This window comes from Dyadobacter sp. LHD-138, from assembly GCF_030929615.1.
Classification (GTDB): domain Bacteria; phylum Bacteroidota; class Bacteroidia; order Cytophagales; family Spirosomataceae; genus Dyadobacter.
Window position 1 is genome coordinate 58,395 of sequence record NZ_JAVFVU010000014.1, and the last position, 18,169, is coordinate 76,563.

An 18,169-nucleotide genomic window follows, 5' to 3' on the forward strand; every position below is an offset into this window, starting at 1 on the left:
ATGGAAACACCGCTCACCCAACATATCAGCGCGTCGCGCCCACCGCTTAATCTGAGAGATTATGAGCAGGTGGGAGGATATCAGGCTTTGCGCAAGGTGTTAAAGTCCATGAATCCATCCGAGGTGACAAAAACGGTCCAGGAATCTGATCTGAAAGGCAGGGGAGGCGCGGGGTTTAATACCGGAATGAAATGGAGTTTTGTTCCCATGAATGACGGAGAAATGACCAAATATCTGATCGCTAACGCAGACGAAATGGAGCCCGGTACTTTCAAAGACCGTCTGTTGCTGGAAGGGAATCCGCATCAACTGTTGGAAGGTATGATCATATCTGCCTTTGCGATCCAGGCCAATATATCCTATATCTTTTTACGCTGGGCTTATAAAAAGGCAGCCAGGCTCGTCAGGCATGCCATGGATGAAGCCTACGCCGCCGGATATCTGGGCAGAAATATCCTTGACAGCGGATACAATCTTGAAATGTATTTGCATACAGGCGTGGGAAGGTACATATGTGGCGAAGAAACCGCGCTTCTGAATGCGCTTGAAGGGAAACGGGCTACCCCCAGAACGAAACCGCCGTTTCCGCAGGTGAGCGGGTTATTTGGAAAACCTACCATCGTCAATAACGTTGAAACGCTTTGCAATATTCCGCATATCGTCAACAACGGAGCCGACTGGTTTAAAGGGTTAAGTCCTGGAAGTGACGCAGGTACCAAACTTTATGGGGTCAGCGGACGCGTCAATAATCCCGGATTATGGGAATTGCCGATGGGAACAACGATGAGGGAATTGATCGAGGGGCGCGCCGGGGGGATGAAAGAGGGATATAAATTCCGGGGCGCCTTACCGGGTGGCGCCTCCACTGATTTTCTGGTGGATCAGCATTTTGATATTAAAATGGATTTTAAGTCGGTTGCTGCGGCAGGAAGCAGGTTGGGGACCGGTACGATGATCGTTCTTGATGACCGCACCTGTCCCGTTGGATTCGTCCATAATCTGGAACATTTTTTTGCACAGGAATCCTGCGGTTGGTGCACACCTTGCCGGGAAGGATTACCGTGGACGGAGAAAATATTGCTTTCGCTTGAAAGAGGGGAAGGCCGGCCGGAAGATCTAAAACTGCTTGCGCTGCACACGCAGTTTTTGGGACCCGGTAACACGTTTTGCGCCCTGGCACCGGGAGCAATGGAGCCGCTACAAAGCGCACTGAAATATTTCAGGGAAGATTTCGAAAGGCATATCAACGAAAAAAAATGCCCCTGGGCGAAGGATCATGGCACACATTAATATAGATAAAAAGTCTTATGAAGCGAAGGAGGGTAAAAACCTGCTGGAAACCTGTCTGACGCTGGGTTTTAACCTGCCTTATTTTTGCTGGCACCCGGCAATGGGTTCTGTTGGGGCGTGCAGACAATGTGCCGTTAAGCTTTTTAAAGATGAAAATGATACGCAGGGGCGCCTGGTGATGGCTTGTATGGAAAGTATTCGGGACGGTATGTTTTTATCGGTGGATGATCCTGTTGCCAAAGCTTTTCGCTCGCAAAATATTGAATGGCTCATGACCAATCACCCGCATGACTGTGCGGTTTGTGATGAGGGCGGTTCCTGTCATTTGCAGGATATGACCGTGATGACGGGGCATGCTTACCGCCGTTTTGAGTTCAAAAAACGAACCTATAAAAATCAGTATCTGGGCCCGTTTATCAACCACGAAATGAACCGGTGCATCCAGTGTTATCGCTGCGTGCGGTTTTACAAGGATTATGCGGGCGGAAAGGATCTGGACGTTTTTGGCGCGCATAACCACGTATATTTTGGAAGGGAAAGCGATGGCGTGCTCGAAAATGAGTTCAGTGGTAACCTCGCTGAAATTTGTCCGACGGGCGTTTTTACCGATAAAACGTTGAAAGACCATTACACCCGGAAGTGGGATATGACCATGGCACCGTCCATTTGTCAGCATTGCAGTGTTGGCTGTAATGTCATAGCCGGTGAACGTTATGGAAAACTCAGGCAAATCACCAGCCGCTTTAACAGTGAGGTGAACGGTTATTTTATATGCGACAGAGGACGTTTTGGCTACGAATTTGTCAACAGCATAACCCGCGTTCAACAACCGCTGATCCGGAGAGAAATGGTGGGTTTTGATGAAAAACGGAATTTGTACGACAATTTGAAAACGTTTTTCGGAAATCAGAATATCATAGGCATCGGATCTCCACGGGCATCACTGGAAGCGAACTTTGCTTTAAGACAGTTGGTCGGTGAGGAGCATTTTTATCAGGGTATTTCGGAAAATCAGGCTGGTCTGTTACGGATTATACTCGAAACTTTAAATTCCGGAAAAATCCATACGCCGTCACTAAAGGAGATGGAACAGGCGGATGCTGTGCTGATTTTGGGCGAGGATCCCACCAATGCGGCGCCGCGCATAGCCCTGGCATTGCGGCAGGCTGTAAGGAGAAAACCATTGGAGCACGCGCAGCAGATTAAGATACCGGCCTGGCACGATGCGGCTTTGCGCGAATTTATTCAGGAGGAAAATGGAGATATGTTCATCGCTTTTCCCATTGAAACGAAACTGGATGAGCTAAGCACTGATACAATTTTCAGTTCACCTGAAGAGATCGCACGTTTTGGTTTTGCCATTACCAGTTACCTGACTAACGATGTTTCGAAACCGGAGGGTTGTGATGAAACGATGATGAAACGTGCGCAACACATCGCAGAAATTTTTAAAAATGCAGAGCATCCCCTAATTATTTCCGGTACAAGTTTGTGCCATGAAGGCATTATCAGAGCGGCTTGCAATATTGCCCTGGCACTCCGTTTACATAAGGAAACCGCTAGTTTATCCATGATTGTGCCGGAATGTAACAGCATGGGATTGGCCATGATGCAGGCTCCAGCTCTTGACAAAGCCTTTGAGCGGGCAGAGCAAGGGAAGGTGAATGCTGCCATTATTCTCGAAAACGATTTATATACTAGAAATTCAAAAACAGCCGTCGACAACTTTTTTGATTCCTGCCAGCATGTGATGGTGCTCGACCATTTACATCACGCAACAACCAGTCGGGCCTCACTGCTGATCCCGGTTTCTACCTTTGCCGAGGGAGATGGCACGATGGTCAGTAATGAAGGACGCGCGCAAAGGTTTTTTCAGGTTTTTATGCCAAAAAATGAAAATATCCGCGAAAGCTGGCTTTGGCTTGACGAGTTTAAACAATTTAAAAACGGGGTGAATCCGCAGAAATTAAACGAGTCGGCAAACCTGATCGAGGAATTGGTCAAGGCAATGCAGCAATTTAAGGGAGCTGAAACAGTTTCGCCCCCGTCTGATTTTCGTATCAACGGACAAAAAATTCCGAGGGAACCACATCGTTACAGCGGGCGTACCGCCATGTTGGCGAATGTCGCGGTGAGTGAACCCAAACCGCCTCAGGATGAAGATTCGCCGCTTTCTTTTACCATGGAAGGATATCGGGGAATTCCTCCGGCGCCGTTGATCCCGTTTTTCTGGTCGCCCGGATGGAATTCCGTACAATCCATTAATAAATATCAGATTGAAGTTGGCGGGCCCTTGCATGGGGGAGATCCGGGCAAGCGATTATTTACGGAGGAAAAAATATCAAACCTTGATTTCTGGGAAATGCCTGCGCAGGATTTTTCGCCTGCCGCTGGTGAAGTAGAGATTGTACCCCTGACCCATATTTTTGGCTCGGAAGTGTTGAGTGTATATTCAGCGGCTATTGCGGAAAGAGCACCCAGGCCTTACCTAATGATCGGAGAAAAAGATGCTGGGGATTTTGATGTTGCCGAGCATGCGTTATTGCGTGTGAAGATTCAAAACCAGAGCTTTGATCTTCCGGTGAGAATAAAAAAGGAATTGCAGCCGGGGCTGGTGGCCATACCGTTTAACCTGCCTTCAATGACAGGAATCGGCTGGCCGGCAAAAGGTACCTTATCAAAAATAAAGCCATGAACGAGATACTCCGATATGTGCTGATGATTGTGATCGTGTTGTTTACACTGACCACCACTGCTGCCTGGCTGATCTGGCTCGAACGTCGCATGCTGGCTTTGTGGCAGGACCGATATGGCCCCAACCGCGCAGGGCCGTTCGGACTGTTGATTGTGGCTGCCGACACCATCAAGCTGTTTTTTAAGGAGGACTGGATTCCGCCATTTGCGGACAAGTTTATTTTTGTGATTGCCCCCACGATTGTTGCCGCAGCGGTTCTGATGAGTTTTGTTATCGTACCCTTTGCGCCCGGAATTCTTATCTCGGACCTGAACGTAGGTTTATTGTTTTTCCTGGCTATGGCATCGTTGGGCGTATACAGTATTGTACTGGGGGGATGGGCTTCCAATAATAAATATTCCTTACTGGGTGCGCTGCGTGGCGCTTCTCAAATGATCAGTTATGAGGTTTTTATGGGGTTGTCACTCATGGGTGTGGTGATGCTTTCGGGGTCATTCCGGCTTACGGATATTGTTTTGGCGCAAAAAGAATATTGGTTTGTTTTCACGCAACCCGTGGGTTTTGTGCTTTTTTTAATCGCCGGAATTGCTGAAACACACCGTCTACCTTTTGATATTCCAGAGGCTGAAAGCGAGCTGGTGGCAGGTTTTCACTCCGAGTATTCCGGTATGAAATTCGGGATGTTTTTTATCGGTGAGTATCTGGGGATCACATTGGTTTCCGCCATGGTTGTTACGGTGTTTTTCGGAGGGTGGCTTGGGCCTTCATTTTTGCCTCCGCTGGTTTGGTTTATACTGAAAACTTTTGTTTTTATTCTGCTTTTTATACTACTGCGGGCATCGCTTCCCAGGCCAAGGTATGATCAGTTAATGGAATATGGCTGGAAAATAATATTGCCAATAGCGCTGCTGAACTTATTGGTTACTGGCGCTATCGCATTGCTAATATATTAATAATCAGGTTAAATGACACGATTATGATCAGTCTGTTAAGAACGATGGGACTTACTTTTCTGCACATGTTCAGAAAACGGGAAACCATCCAGTACCCGGAGGAAAAGGTGGTATTGCATCCACGTTGGCGGGGGAGAATCGTTTTAACCCGCGACCCGGATATGGGCGAGCGCTGCGTGGGATGTTATTTGTGTGCCGCCGCTTGTCCGGTGGACTGCATTTCTTTGCAGGCGACCGAAGATGAAAATGGCAGGCGGTATCCCGAATTTTTTCGCATCAACTTCTCGCGCTGTATTTTTTGCGGCTATTGTGAAGAAGCCTGCCCCACCTATGCCATTCAGCTTATTCCTGATTTTGAGATGGCTGAGTATAACCGGCAGAATCTGGTGTATGAAAAAGAGGATTTGCTGATCAATAGCGAAGGGAAATATCCGGGTTATAATTATTACAAGGTAGCGGGTTTGTCTGCGGGGATCAAAGGCAAGGGTGAAGGAGATAATGAAGAACCGCCAGTGGACGTACACAGTTTATTACCGTAAAAATGGACATTGCATTTTACATCACAGCAGCGGTCACGCTGATTTCGACGGGCATGGTTATTACCCGGCATAATCCGGTGCATGCACTGTTGTATCTGGTCATTTCCCTGCTGTCACTTGCCATGATTTTTTTCTTGCTTGGCGCTGCCTTTGCGGCGCTTTTGGAAATAATCATTTATGCGGGTGCGATCATGGTGCTGTTTATTTTCGTGATCATGCTCCTGAATCTGGGCGAGGAAACGGCTGCGCAGGAGAAGAAATGGCTGAAAACGAGAATCTGGATAGGGCCGGCCATCATGGCAGGGGTTCTGCTGTTCGAGCTTTGTTATCTGATATCGTCTTCGGATGCTGTTTTATACGATCAGCCCAACGTTGGCCCGCGGCCCGTCGCCCTGGCACTATTCCGGGAGTACTTGATCGGTGTGGAGCTGGCGGCGATGCTGCTTATGGCCGCCATGGTTGGTGCTGCACATATTGGTCGACATAAAAAAATGGTATTGCACCGGTTTTTAAAAGAAAAGGAAATACAATGAACTCGTCTGTATCCACCGAAATCGTGATGTTGCTGGCCGGTCTGCTTTTCGTGCTGGGCATTACCGGCGTGGTCATCCGTAAGAATATCATTTTTATGCTGTTGTCGGTCGAGATCATGCTGAATGCATCCGGGCTGGCATTTATAGCGGCCGGTGCACGCTGGGGCCAGCCTGACGGACAGGTCATGTTTATTTTTATTCTGGCGATGGCGGCCGCGGAAGTTTCCATTGGTTTGGCACTGATCTTGCAAATCTATCATCAGCACAAGTCTTTGGATATTGACAAACTAAGGGAAATGAACGGATAACGCACCTTTAATTGAAAGGCTATGAATAACCTGTTATGGCTCATACCCGCTTTACCTCTTGCCGGTTTCCTGATTTTGGTAGCCGCTGGAAAACATTTGTCCAATAAACTGGTGGCGTTAACCGGCGTTGGAAGTATATCGCTTGCCGCAGTCGTAACGATTATTGTTGGCTTTAACTTTTTGTCATCTCCACCGGAAGGCGGGGCTTATGCACAAACGTTATGGACCTGGATGGATGTTGCTGGGTTTAGCCCGAAAATAGCACTTTCGCTCGATTCTCTTTCACTGGTTTTTATTTTTGTAATCACGTTTATAGGCAGTTTGATCCACATTTATTCCGCCGGGTTTATGGCGGCTGATAAAGACTATTCCCGGTTTTTTGCCTGCATGAATTTGTTTGTGTTTTCAATGCTCGTACTGGTTTTAGCCGACAATCTTTTACTGATGTATCTGGGCTGGGAGGGTGTTGGCTTATGCAGTTATCTGTTGATCGGATTTTGGTATGAAAATCCTGCGAACGGCTATGCAGCCCGAAAAGCCTTTGTCATCACCCGAATAGGTGATACGGCCATGGCACTCGGACTTTTTACTATTTATTATCAGTTTGGGACGCTGGTTATGTCGGAGATCACGGCCACTGCGCCGTCTGTCTGGCAATCCAATTCCTCCATCGCAACCGTTACGGCACTGTTGCTTTTGGCTGGTGGTATGGGTAAATCTGCCCAGCTGCCCTTACAGACCTGGCTCCCTGACGCAATGGCGGGGCCATCGCCGGTCAGCGCACTTATTCATGCGGCAACGATGGTCACAGCCGGTGTTTATCTGATAGCCCGAATGCATGTTCTTTTTGAACTGTCCGCCACTGCACAAATGATCGTTGCGGTTGTCGGGGCGGTAACTTTACTTGTTGCCGGTTTCAGCGCACTTACCCAATATGATATCAAACGTGTACTGGCATATTCTACCATCAGTCAGATCGGTTATATGTTTCTGGCATTGGGCGTGGGTGCCTGGACGGCCGCAATCTTTCATTTTATGGCCCATGCTTTTTTTAAAGCACTTTTGTTCCTGGCTGCCGGTGCAATCATTGAAGCGCTGGGACATGAGCACAGCATGTTTAAAATGGGTGGACTAAAAGATAAAATGCCCGTTGTCTTCTGGACTTTTCTGATCGGGGCCGCGTCGTTATCGGCTTTGCCGCTGGTGAGCGCCGGTTTTTACAGTAAAGATCAGATTCTCTGGTATGCCTGGGCGTCAGATAAGGGAAGCCCGCTATTGTGGCTCACTGCTTTTCTGGGTGCGTTTACTACCGCAGCTTACACGACCCGTATGATGATCCTTACGTTTTTGGGGGATAGTAAGACCGGGATCGGCCATCATCCCGGAAAACTCATGACGATACCGCTGATCGTTCTCGCCTTTTTCTCTGTTGTCGCCGGCTTTATTGAACTACCCCACAATTTCGGACATTTCACACTTTTTTCAGATTTGCTTCATGGGGTGCTTCCGTCCACGGTATTACGGGCTGACGAAAGCTCGGAATGGAAATTTCAGCTGCTGGCGTTTGTCGCCACTTTCGGTGGTATTTATCTGGTATTTATTTACTATTACAGAGAACCATATAAAATAGAAAGATTACGGGAAAGTCCTTCGTTTCAATGGCTTTACAGGTTCTGGCACGGTGGCTGGGGATTTGACAGGTTATTCGATCTGGTATTTGTAACGCCGTTCGTTTTCCTGGCTAAGATCAATAAACGTGACGTCGTTGACAGGTTTTATGAGGGTATAGCTTCCGTCACAAATCATCTTTACCGACTCCTGTCCGCCACGCAAACGGGGTCGCTGAGATGGTATATCATGGGTATGGTCATCGGCGCAATAATCATTTTAGGCTTACAAATCATGTTATGATACTCGTCTGGCTCATCGGCATTTTAATGGGAGGAGGTACCGCGGCACTTGTCCTGGGACAATGGAATAAAACAATTCCAAGATGGATTGCACTGGTTACGGTATTGACCGGATTTTTGCTTATTCTGATTTTTTGGATGGATCAGTATCAGACGATTGATGAGCATTCCGCCGATGTATGGCTTATTGATTTTAAACGGGACTGGATCTTGTCGTTCGGGATAAGTTTTCATTTGGCGATCGATGGGCTAAGCCTGCTTTTGCTGGTGTTAACAGGTTTTCTGGGGATTTTGGCTGTGCTTTGTTCGTGGAAAGAAATCACGGAACGGACCGGTTTTTATTACTTCAATTTGCTTTGGATACTTGTCGGCGTTTCAGGTGTTTTCATGGCTATGGATCTGTTTCTCTTTTATTTTTTCTGGGAAGTCATGCTGATTCCGATGTATTTTCTGATCGGCATATGGGGAAGCGAAAACAGGATCTACGCTGCTTACAAGTTCTTTATTTTTACCCAGGCGAGCGGTTTGCTAATGCTCCTGGCTATTTTGGGATTGTATTTTATTCATGGTCAGAATACAGGAATTTATACGTTCAATTATTTTGAGCTGTTAGGAACCGTTATTCCATCCGGAACAGGTCTTTGGCTGATGATGGGTTTTTTTGTTGCTTTTGCCGTAAAACTTCCGGTATTTCCCTTTCATACCTGGCTGCCCGATGCGCATAGCGAGGCACCCACGGCAGGAAGTCTGATATTGGCCGGGTTGCTTTTGAAAACGGGAGCTTATGGCTTACTACGGTTTGTTATCCCGCTTTTCCCGGTTGCTGCTGCACAAATGGCCCTGCCTGCGATGATCCTGGGCGTGATCGGAATTGTTTACGGCGCTGTTCTGGCCTATTCCCAAACGGACCTGAAACGACTGGTGGCATTTACCAGCGTGAGCCACATGGGTTTTGTGCTGACAGGTATTTTCGCTTTTAATGAACTGGCTTTTCAGGGTGTTGTCATGCAGCTTGTAACCCATGCCATCAGTACCGGGGCACTGTTTATTATGGCGGGTATGATCAAGGAACGGTTGCATACACGTGACATCAACCAGATGGGCGGGCTTTGGTCGCGGATGCCGAAAATGGGGGCCATTGGACTTTTGTTTGCGATGGCATCACTGGGATTGCCGGGATTGGGCAATTTTATTGCGGAATTTCTGATCCTGTTAGGCGCTTTTAAGGTCAGTATCTGGATAACGGTCATTGCTACGCTCGGACTTATTTTCTCGGCTGTTTATTCGCTGCGTATTGTGCAGAAAATTTTCTGGGGGCCGCAGGATGGCTATGGCAATATTCGGGATTTTTCTTTGCGGGAGATCCTCGTGATGACTGTGCTTACCTTGTCTATTGTCGGCCTGGGATTGTACCCGCAGCCCGTAATCGACACAGCGTCACCAGCCATTCATAAGCTGGTTTTGCTGTTGGAAGCGGATAAGTCCAATATTGGGAAAGAAATTAAATATCAGGAATCCTATGTCAGATAATGACTTTTTCGCTCTAACACCACTACTGCTGCTATCGGGATCCGCGGTACTGATTATGCTGCTGATCGTAGCAAAGCTCAGCCATCGTATCATCCAGATCAGCAGTCTTATCTTGTTTATTATCTCGTTTTCTTCTCTTTTCTATATTCAAAAAATACTTCCTTACAACGTAGGGACGTTGTTCGTTGTCGATGGTTTTGGTGTTTTTGTGGTTGGTCTGGTTATTTTTTCAGGGCTTGTCGTCAACATACTTTCATACATTTATTTTGAAGAAAAAGAGGAGGGGCCGAGAGAGTATTATGTGCTGCTTTTTTTATGCACGCTGGGCGCGTCGGTCCTTGCGCTGAGCAAACATTTTATTGCCTTATTTCTCGGACTCGAAATTTTAACGGTTGGTTTGTACGCGTTGATCGCTTATCTGAGAGGAAGAAATCACAGCATTGAAGCCGGAATAAAGTACCTTGTTCTGGCCGCGTTCTCTTCTGCATTTCTCCTTTTTGGGATGGCATTAATTTATCTGGAGACGGGCGCAATGGAATTTCAAGATATGATCCCGGAATCGGCAAAATCTCTTTCGCACTTATTCTATACCGGCCTGGGCATGATGTTGGTTGGGGTAGGTTTCAAGCTGGCCGTTGTTCCTTTTCATATGTGGACGGCTGATGTGTATCAGGGAGCGCCCGCGCCCGTAACGGCTTTTATTGCTACGGCCTCGAAGGGTGGTGTGCTGGCGGTTTTGCTCCGCTTTTTTATAGCGATTGATGGTTTTAAATTTTCACCGGTGATGTTCACACTGACCTGTATCGCAGCAGTTTCGATGATCTTTGGAAATTTACTTGCGTTACGTCAGCGGAATCTGAAACGTATCCTGGCTTATTCATCCGTCGCCCATATGGGTTATTTGCTGGTAGCATTTATTCCGGGGAACTTGATGAGTCTTCAGGCGGTGTGTTTTTATTTGTTTACTTATTTTGTAACGACTTTGTCCGCTTTTGGTGTCGTCATTATGATGTCGGGTAAAAATGATGATGCGGAAGATATCGATGAATACCGGGCGCTTTTCTGGAAACATCCGGGACAGGCCTGCATCCTGAGCTTTGCCATGCTTTCTTTGGCTGGTATTCCGCTTACCGCCGGATTTACCGGCAAGTTTTACATTCTCGCGACCGCCATTCAGTCCGGTTACTGGCCGCTGGCCGTTATTTTGGTGCTGAGCAGCGTCATTGGTTTGTACTATTATCTCCGCGTTATCACAGCCATGTTTACCGGAAACAAAAATACCATCCCGGAAGAAAGGGAAAAACATGTGTTTTTTTTCAGGACCGGAATGCTGGCATTATCGGTCCTTGGTGCAATGATCATTTGGTTAGGCATTTATCCGCAGGATGTGATCAGTTTTATTAGTCAAGCATTAGTAACCTCTGATTTACTTTTCACTAATTTTTAAACATTGCCGCAACGCTTGGGAATTTCGGTGTGACGGCTCGGAAGTAAATAAATCCGTTTCGGTCAGAAAATTAAACGGACGAATTCGTTTGACGATATTTTTGCAGATATATCGTTAAAAAAGTCAGTATGCATTTTATAAGAAAATCTCTTTTGGCTGTTGCCATTGTAACCTTGCAATGGGGTTGCGGAACCAAAGGAGAGACAACCGAGCAGAAAAAACAGGTTAAAAAACTGCCTGTGATTACCCTTCAGGAAAGTTCAGTAACACTGTCTTCAAACTATCCGGCGCGTATAGAGGGAAAGGTCAATGTGGATATACGTTCGCAGGCGGAAGGTTATATCGAAAAAATATTCGTTGAGGAAGGGGCTTTGGTGAGAGCCGGGCAGCCTTTGTTCAAAATTGTCGCGGCACCCTATATCCAGCAGCTGAACACGGCAAAAGCAAATCTGGAAGCTTCGAAAGCGGCTCTGAAAAACGCGACCCTTGAAGTTGAAAAGTTTACAGAGCTCAGCAAAAGCAAGGTTACATCTGATTTTCAGCTGAAAACGGCAAAAGCTGCTTATGAATCGGCGGAGGCAAATGTGGCCCTGCAGTCAGCGGCGGTCGAGGCGGCAAAGATCAATCTTGATTTTACTTTGATCAAGGCACCCGTAACCGGTTTTATTGGCCGTATTCCAAAACGTATCGGTAATCTTGCCTCAAAAACAGATACGCAGGCACTGACGACACTTTCAGACATCAGCGAAGTGTATGCTTATTTCTCCATGACAGAAAAGGACTTTTTGACCTTCAATCAGCATTATCCAGGCAAAACGCTTCAGGAAATAATCACTGCGCTGCCAAATGTTTCCCTGCAGCTGGCGGATGGAAACCGTTATGAGAAAGAGGGGAAAATTCAGATGGTAGACGGACAGTTTGACAGCAGTACCGGTGCGATCAGCGTCAGGGCGATGTTCAAAAATCCACGGTTTTTACTTCGTTCCGGCAATACCGGCCGTGTTTCACTTCCTGAGACCCAGCATAAAGCACTGCTGATTCCGGTGCAGGCAACCGTTGACATGCAGGACAAAATTTTTGCTTACCGACTGACCGCTGACAACCATACTGAGCGCGTTTCCATTACCGTCTCGGCAAGGAGCGGCGATCATTATCTGGTAACAAGCGGCCTGCAGGCCGGTGATCGGGTTGTTGCCAGGGAAGCTGCCCTGATTACAGAAGGTGAGCAAATTGAGCCTAAGAAATAAAGACTTTCAGAATTAAATATTATGCTTAAAAATATAATTGACCGGCCGGTTCTGGCAACGGTTATCTCCATCGTGCTCGTGCTGCTGGGGATCGTGAGCATTAGCCGGTTGCCGGTTACCCAGTTTCCGGATATCGCGCCGCCGACGGTTTTTGTGTCGGGCGCCTATCCGGGAGGCAATAGCGAGAGCGTGACCAGATCGGTGATCACGCCTTTGGAAGAGGCCATTAATGGCGTTGAAAACATGCAGTACATGAGCTCAACGGCGGGAAGCGATGGCTCCTTTTCTATTCAGGTTATTTTTCGTCAGGGTATAAATCCTGATCAGGCGGCGGTGAATGTACAAAACCGGGTGGCACAGGTAAACAGCCAGATTCCGGCAGAGGTAATCCGTGCGGGGATAACGACAAGCAAGCAGCAGAACAGTAACATCATGTTTTTCAACATTATGAGCCGGGATTCTGTTAAATACAATGAGATTTTTCTGCAAAATTATGCGAAAATAAACCTTGTGCCAGGTCTGAAAAGGATTCCTGGGATTGGTAATGTCCAGCTTTTTGGAAGTAAAGATTATTCGATGCGTATCTGGCTCGATCCTCAAAAACTGACGGTCAATAACCTTGTTCCGAAAGATGTTGAGGATGCTATTAACAACAGCAGCCTGGAGGCTTCGCCAGGTAAGCTTGGCGAAGAATCGGATGCGCCGATGCAATATGTGGTTAAGTACAAGGGGAAATTAAGTGAACCCGGAGAATTTGAGCGGATCGTAATCAAAGCGAATAGCGATGGTTCGATGTTGAGGCTCCGGGATGTTGCCCGGATCGAATTTGGAGCAGCTTTTTATGACAGTGATAACAAAGAAGACGGCTTCCCCGCTGTAACACTGGCGATTCAGCAAACGAGCGGATCCAATGCGAACCAGATTGAGACGGAAGTTCGCAGCAGTCTGGCTGAGCTGAGTAAATCCTTCCCGAAGGGTGTTGAATATCACATCATTCAGAGTGTAAAAGAGCGTTTGGATCAATCCATTGATCAGGTTAAGAAGACGCTGATAGAAGCGTTCATTCTTGTTTTTATCGTTGTGTTCATCTTTTTGCAGGATTTCAGATCGACGCTTATTCCGGCCATTGCGGTGCCGGTTGCTATTATTGGAACGTTTTTCTTTTTACAGCTCATCGGTTTTACCATCAATGTGCTTACGCTGTTTGCCCTTGTACTGGCCATTGGTATTGTTGTGGATGATGCCATTGTAGTCGTGGAGGCGGTGCATGCCAAGATGAAAGGAACCAAACTGAGCGCAAAACAGGCAACGGTTTCCGCGATGCAGGAAATTACAGGTGCTATTGTTTCGATCACGATGGTGATGTCAGCGGTGTTTCTTCCGATTGGTTTTATGGACGGGCCAGCCGGGATTTTCTATAAACAATTTGCCTTCACGCTGGCGATTGCGATCCTGATTTCAGCGTTAAACGCTTTGACTCTAAGCCCTGCATTATGTGCACTTTTTCTTAAAAGTGAGAACCATGACGAGGCGCATGGAAAACAGGGGTTCGGGCAGCGTTTTTTTTCGGCGTTTAATATCGGCTTTGATAACCTGACGGATAAATATGTGCGCAGCGTTAAATTTCTGATATCAAAATGGTGGCTGAGTCTGGGTGGCCTGGCTTTGGTCAGCGCATTGGCCTTTTGGCTGATGGCGCGTGCGCCGAAAGAATTCGTGCCCAGTGAAGATGATCGTTTTATCACGTATGCACTCGCGCTGCCAGCAGGGAATAACCTGAAATTTACAACCGCCGTTATTGCAAAGATCGATAAGGCGTTGGGTAAAATGCCTGAGGTTGAAATGGTTTCCAGTATTTCGGGCTACAATTTGCTTAGCAACAGTGCCGGACCGTCATACGGACTTGGATTTATCCGCCTGAAACCAACCAAGGAACGCGGTGAGATTCAGGATATGGACGAGGTTATCGCGGTAATGAACGAGCGGCTTACCGATGTGAAAGAAGGAGAGTTGAGTCTTTTTCGTTCACCACCCGTGGAAGGTTTCGGAAGTGTGAGCGGGGCGGAACTGGTATTGCAGGATCGTGCGGGAGGAAAGCTGGATAAGTTCAGCCAAACGGCCAACCAATTGATTGCAGAACTTAATCAGCAACCATCGGTTTCGGCAGCATTTACTACATTCAGAAGCGATTTTCCGCAGTTTGAAGTGGTCGTTGATGAGGACAAAGCCTATCAGCTCGGCACGACACCAAAGGATATCATGAACACGCTCCAGTTGTTTTACGGTGGTGCCCAGGCAAGTGATTTTGTCCGTTTTGGTAAATTTTATCGTGTCAATATCAAGGCGGAAGGGCAATACCGTATGGACGAGCAGTCGCTGAGCCAGGTTTTTGTAAAAAGCAATACAGGTGCTATGATCCCGATCGGGACTTTGGTTAAACTGACTAAGGTATATGGCCCCGAGGTTGTAAACCGGTATAATCTTTTCAACAGTATAACCATTAATATTCTGCCAGGGGCAGGTTTCAGCACCAGTCAGGCGATGGAAACGGCTGAAAAGCTGATCAGTGAAAAACTACCCGCGGGCTATGGATACGAATGGAGTGGATTAAGCCGTGAGGAAAAGAAATCGGGAAGCCAGATGGTGTTTATTTTCGGGCTTTGTATCCTGTTTACTTATTTCCTTCTGGCAGCACAATATGAGAGTTATATCCTGCCTTTGGCCGTTATCTTTTCAATTCCGACCGGTATTTTGGGCGTGTATCTGGCGATTGGCTCTGTGGGGATTACCAATAATATTTACGTCCAGGTTGGGCTTATTATGTTGGTGGGACTGCTGGCAAAAAATGCTATTCTGATCGTGGAGTTTGCGCTGAAAGCGAGACAATCGGGCATGGAACTGCTGGCCGCATCGCTCGAAGGCGCGCGGCAAAGGCTTCGCCCGATCCTGATGACTTCCCTAGCTTTTGTTGCAGGTTTGGTGCCGCTGATGTTTGCAACCGGCCCTTCTGCGGTCGGAAACCGCTCGATCAGTACCAGTGCGGCCGGAGGTATGATTTCGGGTGTTTTGCTGGGTGTGTTGATAATTCCGGTACTTTTTGTTGTTTTTCAAAAACTTCAGGAGAAAGTAAGCGGGGTGAAATACCCAGAGGTTCAGGATGGTTCTTCACAAAATTGAATAAGAAGATGAAAATAAGATATTGGGTTTTGCCGATGATGCTGGCCGTAACTTCCTGCCGCGTGGGCAGAGATTATGCCAGACCGGAATTAAATATTCCAGGAGTGTTTCGTACCGAGGTGAAAATCGATACAACCATGAGCGTGCTGCCGGATGTTAAGGATTTTTTTAAAAATCAAACCTTGCAAGCATTGATCGATACCGCTATTGCTCAGAATAACGAGTTGAAGATCGCGATCAAAAATATTGAGTCAGCACAGACGGTTTTAAAGAAAGTACGACTAAATTATTTGCCCGACCTGAATGCACAGATTACGGGAAATCATAATATTTCTTCGGCTAACAGTTTGGCGGGAATTGGTAATGAGCAGTTTATTGGCTCCCGGAGCGTAGAGGATTTCAGCGCATCGCTTGGGTTGAGCTGGGAAATCGATATCTGGGGACGTATCAGAAGAGAGAAGGAAGAGGCGCTTGCCAGCCTTTTGCAAACCGAGGAAGTGAAACGGGCTGTTCAAACCCAGCTTGTAGCGGATGTAGCCAATGGTTATTATAATCTGTTGATGCTTGACAGGCAACTGGAAATTGCCCGTCAGAGCTGGCAGCTGAGTGATAGCACTTTGGCCATTACAAATGCGCAGTACCGGGTAGGAGAGGCCAATGCGCTGGCGATCAAACAGGCAAAAGCGCAGCTGGAACTGACCCGGCAACTGGTGCCGCAGATAGAACAAAGTATTGCCATCCAGGAAAATGCGCTGAGTCTTCTTTGTGGAAATTATGCCAGGAAAATTGTGCGACATCCCTGGGAGTCCGATGAGTTTAGTGATGTTGCCAAAACGGCTTATGCTGTTTCACTTTTATCAACAAGGCCCGATGTACATGCGGCGGAGCTGGGGTTACGGGTTGCCAACGCGAGGGTAGGCATAGGCCAGGCATTGATGTATCCGGCGCTTACCATCACGGCAACCGGCGGATTAAACTCATTTAAAGCATCGAACTGGTTCAGCGTACCGGGCGCTTTGTTTGGAACCGTGGCTGGCGGACTGACCCAGCCTGTATTCCAGCGCAGAAAGTTAAAGACGCAATATGAACAGGCACAGATCGAGCGAGAAAAGGCGGTGATCAGTTTCCGCCAGTCTGTTTTGCAGGGTTATGCGCAGGTTTCAGACGCATTGATTGCGAATCAAAAACTGGACGAGCAGTCGAAGGCGGCTGAAAAGAGGCAGGAGGTGTTGCAGGAAGGAATTAGCGCTGCCCAGATTCTTTTCCGGACGGGTATGGTAAACTATCTTGAAATTATAACAGCAGAAAATAGTTATTTGCAGACGCGTTTAAACGTGGCGCAGCTTTCAAGAGAAAAGGCTGGGGCAATCATTGAACTATACCGCGCGCTTGGCGGCGGCTGGAAATAAGACAGGATATTTTGAACCGTCGATTTTTATACAAAACGGAATGGAAACAGTAAACTCAAAACACAACCGATATTTGCGACTGGTGTTGATACTGGTTGTGGTGGTGCTGATTTATCTGCTGGCCTATCTGATGGACCCCTACAATGCAACCTGGACATGCTTTGTTGAACGGAGTTTTGAAGATCTGTCTATCGAGATTTTTTTGAATCTTTTGTTGAGCTGGGCCATTATCGAAACCAGTACCGGCATTGCATATTGGCTTGAAAACCGCTTTCCCTGGGATGGGTCTTCGTTGATCAGGTTTTTTTTGCAAACGATCCTGATCATCATTTCGGTCGGTGTACTGCTTTTTATTCAGGACCTTGTATTTGTTGCGATATATGGCAATATCAATTTTACTGCACAGGAAAGGCTAAGCATATGGCAGTTTTTTATGGTAACCATGCTTGTTTCCGTGATGGTCAGCGCGGTGCATACGGGTTATTATTTGCTGGAAAGGTGGAAAATATCGATGTCTGAGGCTTCGGATTTGCGGGTAAAGACGCTGGAATTTAAGGAAATTGCGATGCAGGCTGAGTTGCAGTCGCTTAAACTGCAACTCGATCCGCATTTTATGTTTAACAATTTCAGTACGTTATCCGAACTGATCAATGAAAATCCGAAAATTGCTGTCTTGTTCCTTGAAAATCTTTCGCGGGTATACCGCTACATGATACAAAACCTGAAGCGTGATCTGGTACAGTTAAAAGATGAAATGACTTTTGTTAATGCTTATGTTTATCTGATCGGCATCCGTCATGGAGATCATGTGCGTGTCGATATTGATCTGGATGAAGCGGTCATGGCCAAGTCCATTCCACCCATCACGGTTCAGCTTTTGATTGAAAACGCAATCAAACATAATATTGCTACCTCGCTGAAACCCCTGACGATCCATATTTTTTCGGTTGACCAGCGTAGTATTACCGTAACGAATAATCTTCAGCCGATTGCTAACGCTCTGCCGTCGACACATTTGGGCCTGCAAAATATCCGGGACAGGTATAGGATTTTATCGAGTAGGCTGCCTGAGGTAATCAAAGATACAGATCAGTTTTCAGTAGTGCTCCCGCTGATTGATTTTTAATCGTT

13 protein-coding genes are annotated in these 18,169 nt (G+C 47.0%); all 13 read left to right on the plus strand.

Features of this window, described 5'->3' with window-relative positions; all coding sequences use genetic code 11:
* The 13 genes from nuoF to RB622_RS12690 all read left to right on the plus strand — a co-directional run bounded on the left by nuoF (position 1) and on the right by RB622_RS12690 (position 18,164).
* Entirely contained in the window at positions 1-1,290 is a 1,290-nt protein-coding gene (nuoF, locus tag RB622_RS12630) for an NADH-quinone oxidoreductase subunit NuoF (protein ID WP_308046917.1), read from the plus strand.
* A complete protein-coding gene (gene nuoG / locus RB622_RS12635) occupies positions 1,277-3,985 on the plus strand; it encodes an NADH-quinone oxidoreductase subunit NuoG (RefSeq protein WP_308046918.1) in 2,709 nt (902 codons plus the stop codon). The genes nuoF and nuoG overlap by 14 nt, the downstream gene beginning before the upstream one ends.
* A complete protein-coding gene (gene nuoH / locus RB622_RS12640) occupies positions 3,982-4,938 on the plus strand; it encodes an NADH-quinone oxidoreductase subunit NuoH (RefSeq protein ID WP_308046919.1) in 957 nt (318 codons plus the stop codon). Before nuoG ends, nuoH begins: the two co-directional genes overlap by 4 nt.
* Before the next feature lie 23 nt (positions 4,939-4,961).
* Positions 4,962-5,477 (plus strand): NADH-quinone oxidoreductase subunit NuoI, encoded by a 516-nt coding sequence (gene nuoI / locus RB622_RS12645; protein ID WP_308046920.1) that lies wholly within the window; start codon positions 4,962-4,964, stop codon positions 5,475-5,477.
* A 2-nt stretch (positions 5,478-5,479) separates the two neighbouring features.
* Positions 5,480-6,010 (plus strand): NADH-quinone oxidoreductase subunit J, encoded by a 531-nt coding sequence (gene nuoJ, locus RB622_RS12650; RefSeq protein WP_308046921.1) that lies wholly within the window; start codon positions 5,480-5,482, stop codon positions 6,008-6,010.
* Positions 6,007-6,318 (plus strand): NADH-quinone oxidoreductase subunit NuoK, encoded by a 312-nt coding sequence (gene nuoK, locus RB622_RS12655; protein ID WP_308046922.1) that lies wholly within the window; start codon positions 6,007-6,009, stop codon positions 6,316-6,318. Before nuoJ ends, nuoK begins: the two co-directional genes overlap by 4 nt.
* 21 nt (positions 6,319-6,339) lie before the next feature.
* Complete coding sequence (nuoL, locus tag RB622_RS12660) at positions 6,340-8,229, plus strand: NADH-quinone oxidoreductase subunit L (RefSeq protein ID WP_308046923.1); 1,890 nt, start codon at positions 6,340-6,342, stop codon at positions 8,227-8,229.
* Entirely contained in the window at positions 8,226-9,758 is a 1,533-nt protein-coding gene (nuoM, locus tag RB622_RS12665) for an NADH-quinone oxidoreductase subunit M (protein WP_308046924.1), read from the plus strand. The genes nuoL and nuoM overlap by 4 nt, the downstream gene beginning before the upstream one ends.
* Entirely contained in the window at positions 9,748-11,205 is a 1,458-nt protein-coding gene (locus RB622_RS12670; RefSeq protein ID WP_308046925.1) for an NADH-quinone oxidoreductase subunit N, read from the plus strand. Before nuoM ends, RB622_RS12670 begins: the two co-directional genes overlap by 11 nt.
* A gap of 128 nt (positions 11,206-11,333) precedes the next feature.
* The gene (locus tag RB622_RS12675; protein WP_308046926.1) at positions 11,334-12,452 is read left to right on the plus strand and encodes an efflux RND transporter periplasmic adaptor subunit; all 1,119 of its coding nucleotides are present in this window, start codon (positions 11,334-11,336) and stop codon (positions 12,450-12,452) included.
* A gap of 21 nt (positions 12,453-12,473) precedes the next feature.
* Positions 12,474-15,629 carry an efflux RND transporter permease subunit gene (locus RB622_RS12680; RefSeq protein ID WP_308046927.1) on the plus strand — a complete coding sequence of 1,052 codons (3,156 nt, stop codon included), beginning with the start codon at positions 12,474-12,476 and terminating at the stop codon, positions 15,627-15,629.
* Positions 15,630-15,637: 8 nt separating this feature from the next.
* Positions 15,638-17,038, plus strand: a complete 1,401-nt coding sequence (locus tag RB622_RS12685; RefSeq protein WP_308046928.1) for an efflux transporter outer membrane subunit — start codon at positions 15,638-15,640, stop codon at positions 17,036-17,038.
* 40 nt (positions 17,039-17,078) lie between these two features.
* Entirely contained in the window at positions 17,079-18,164 is a 1,086-nt protein-coding gene (locus RB622_RS12690; protein ID WP_308046929.1) for a histidine kinase, read from the plus strand.
* The last annotated feature ends 5 nt before the right edge of the window (positions 18,165-18,169 follow it).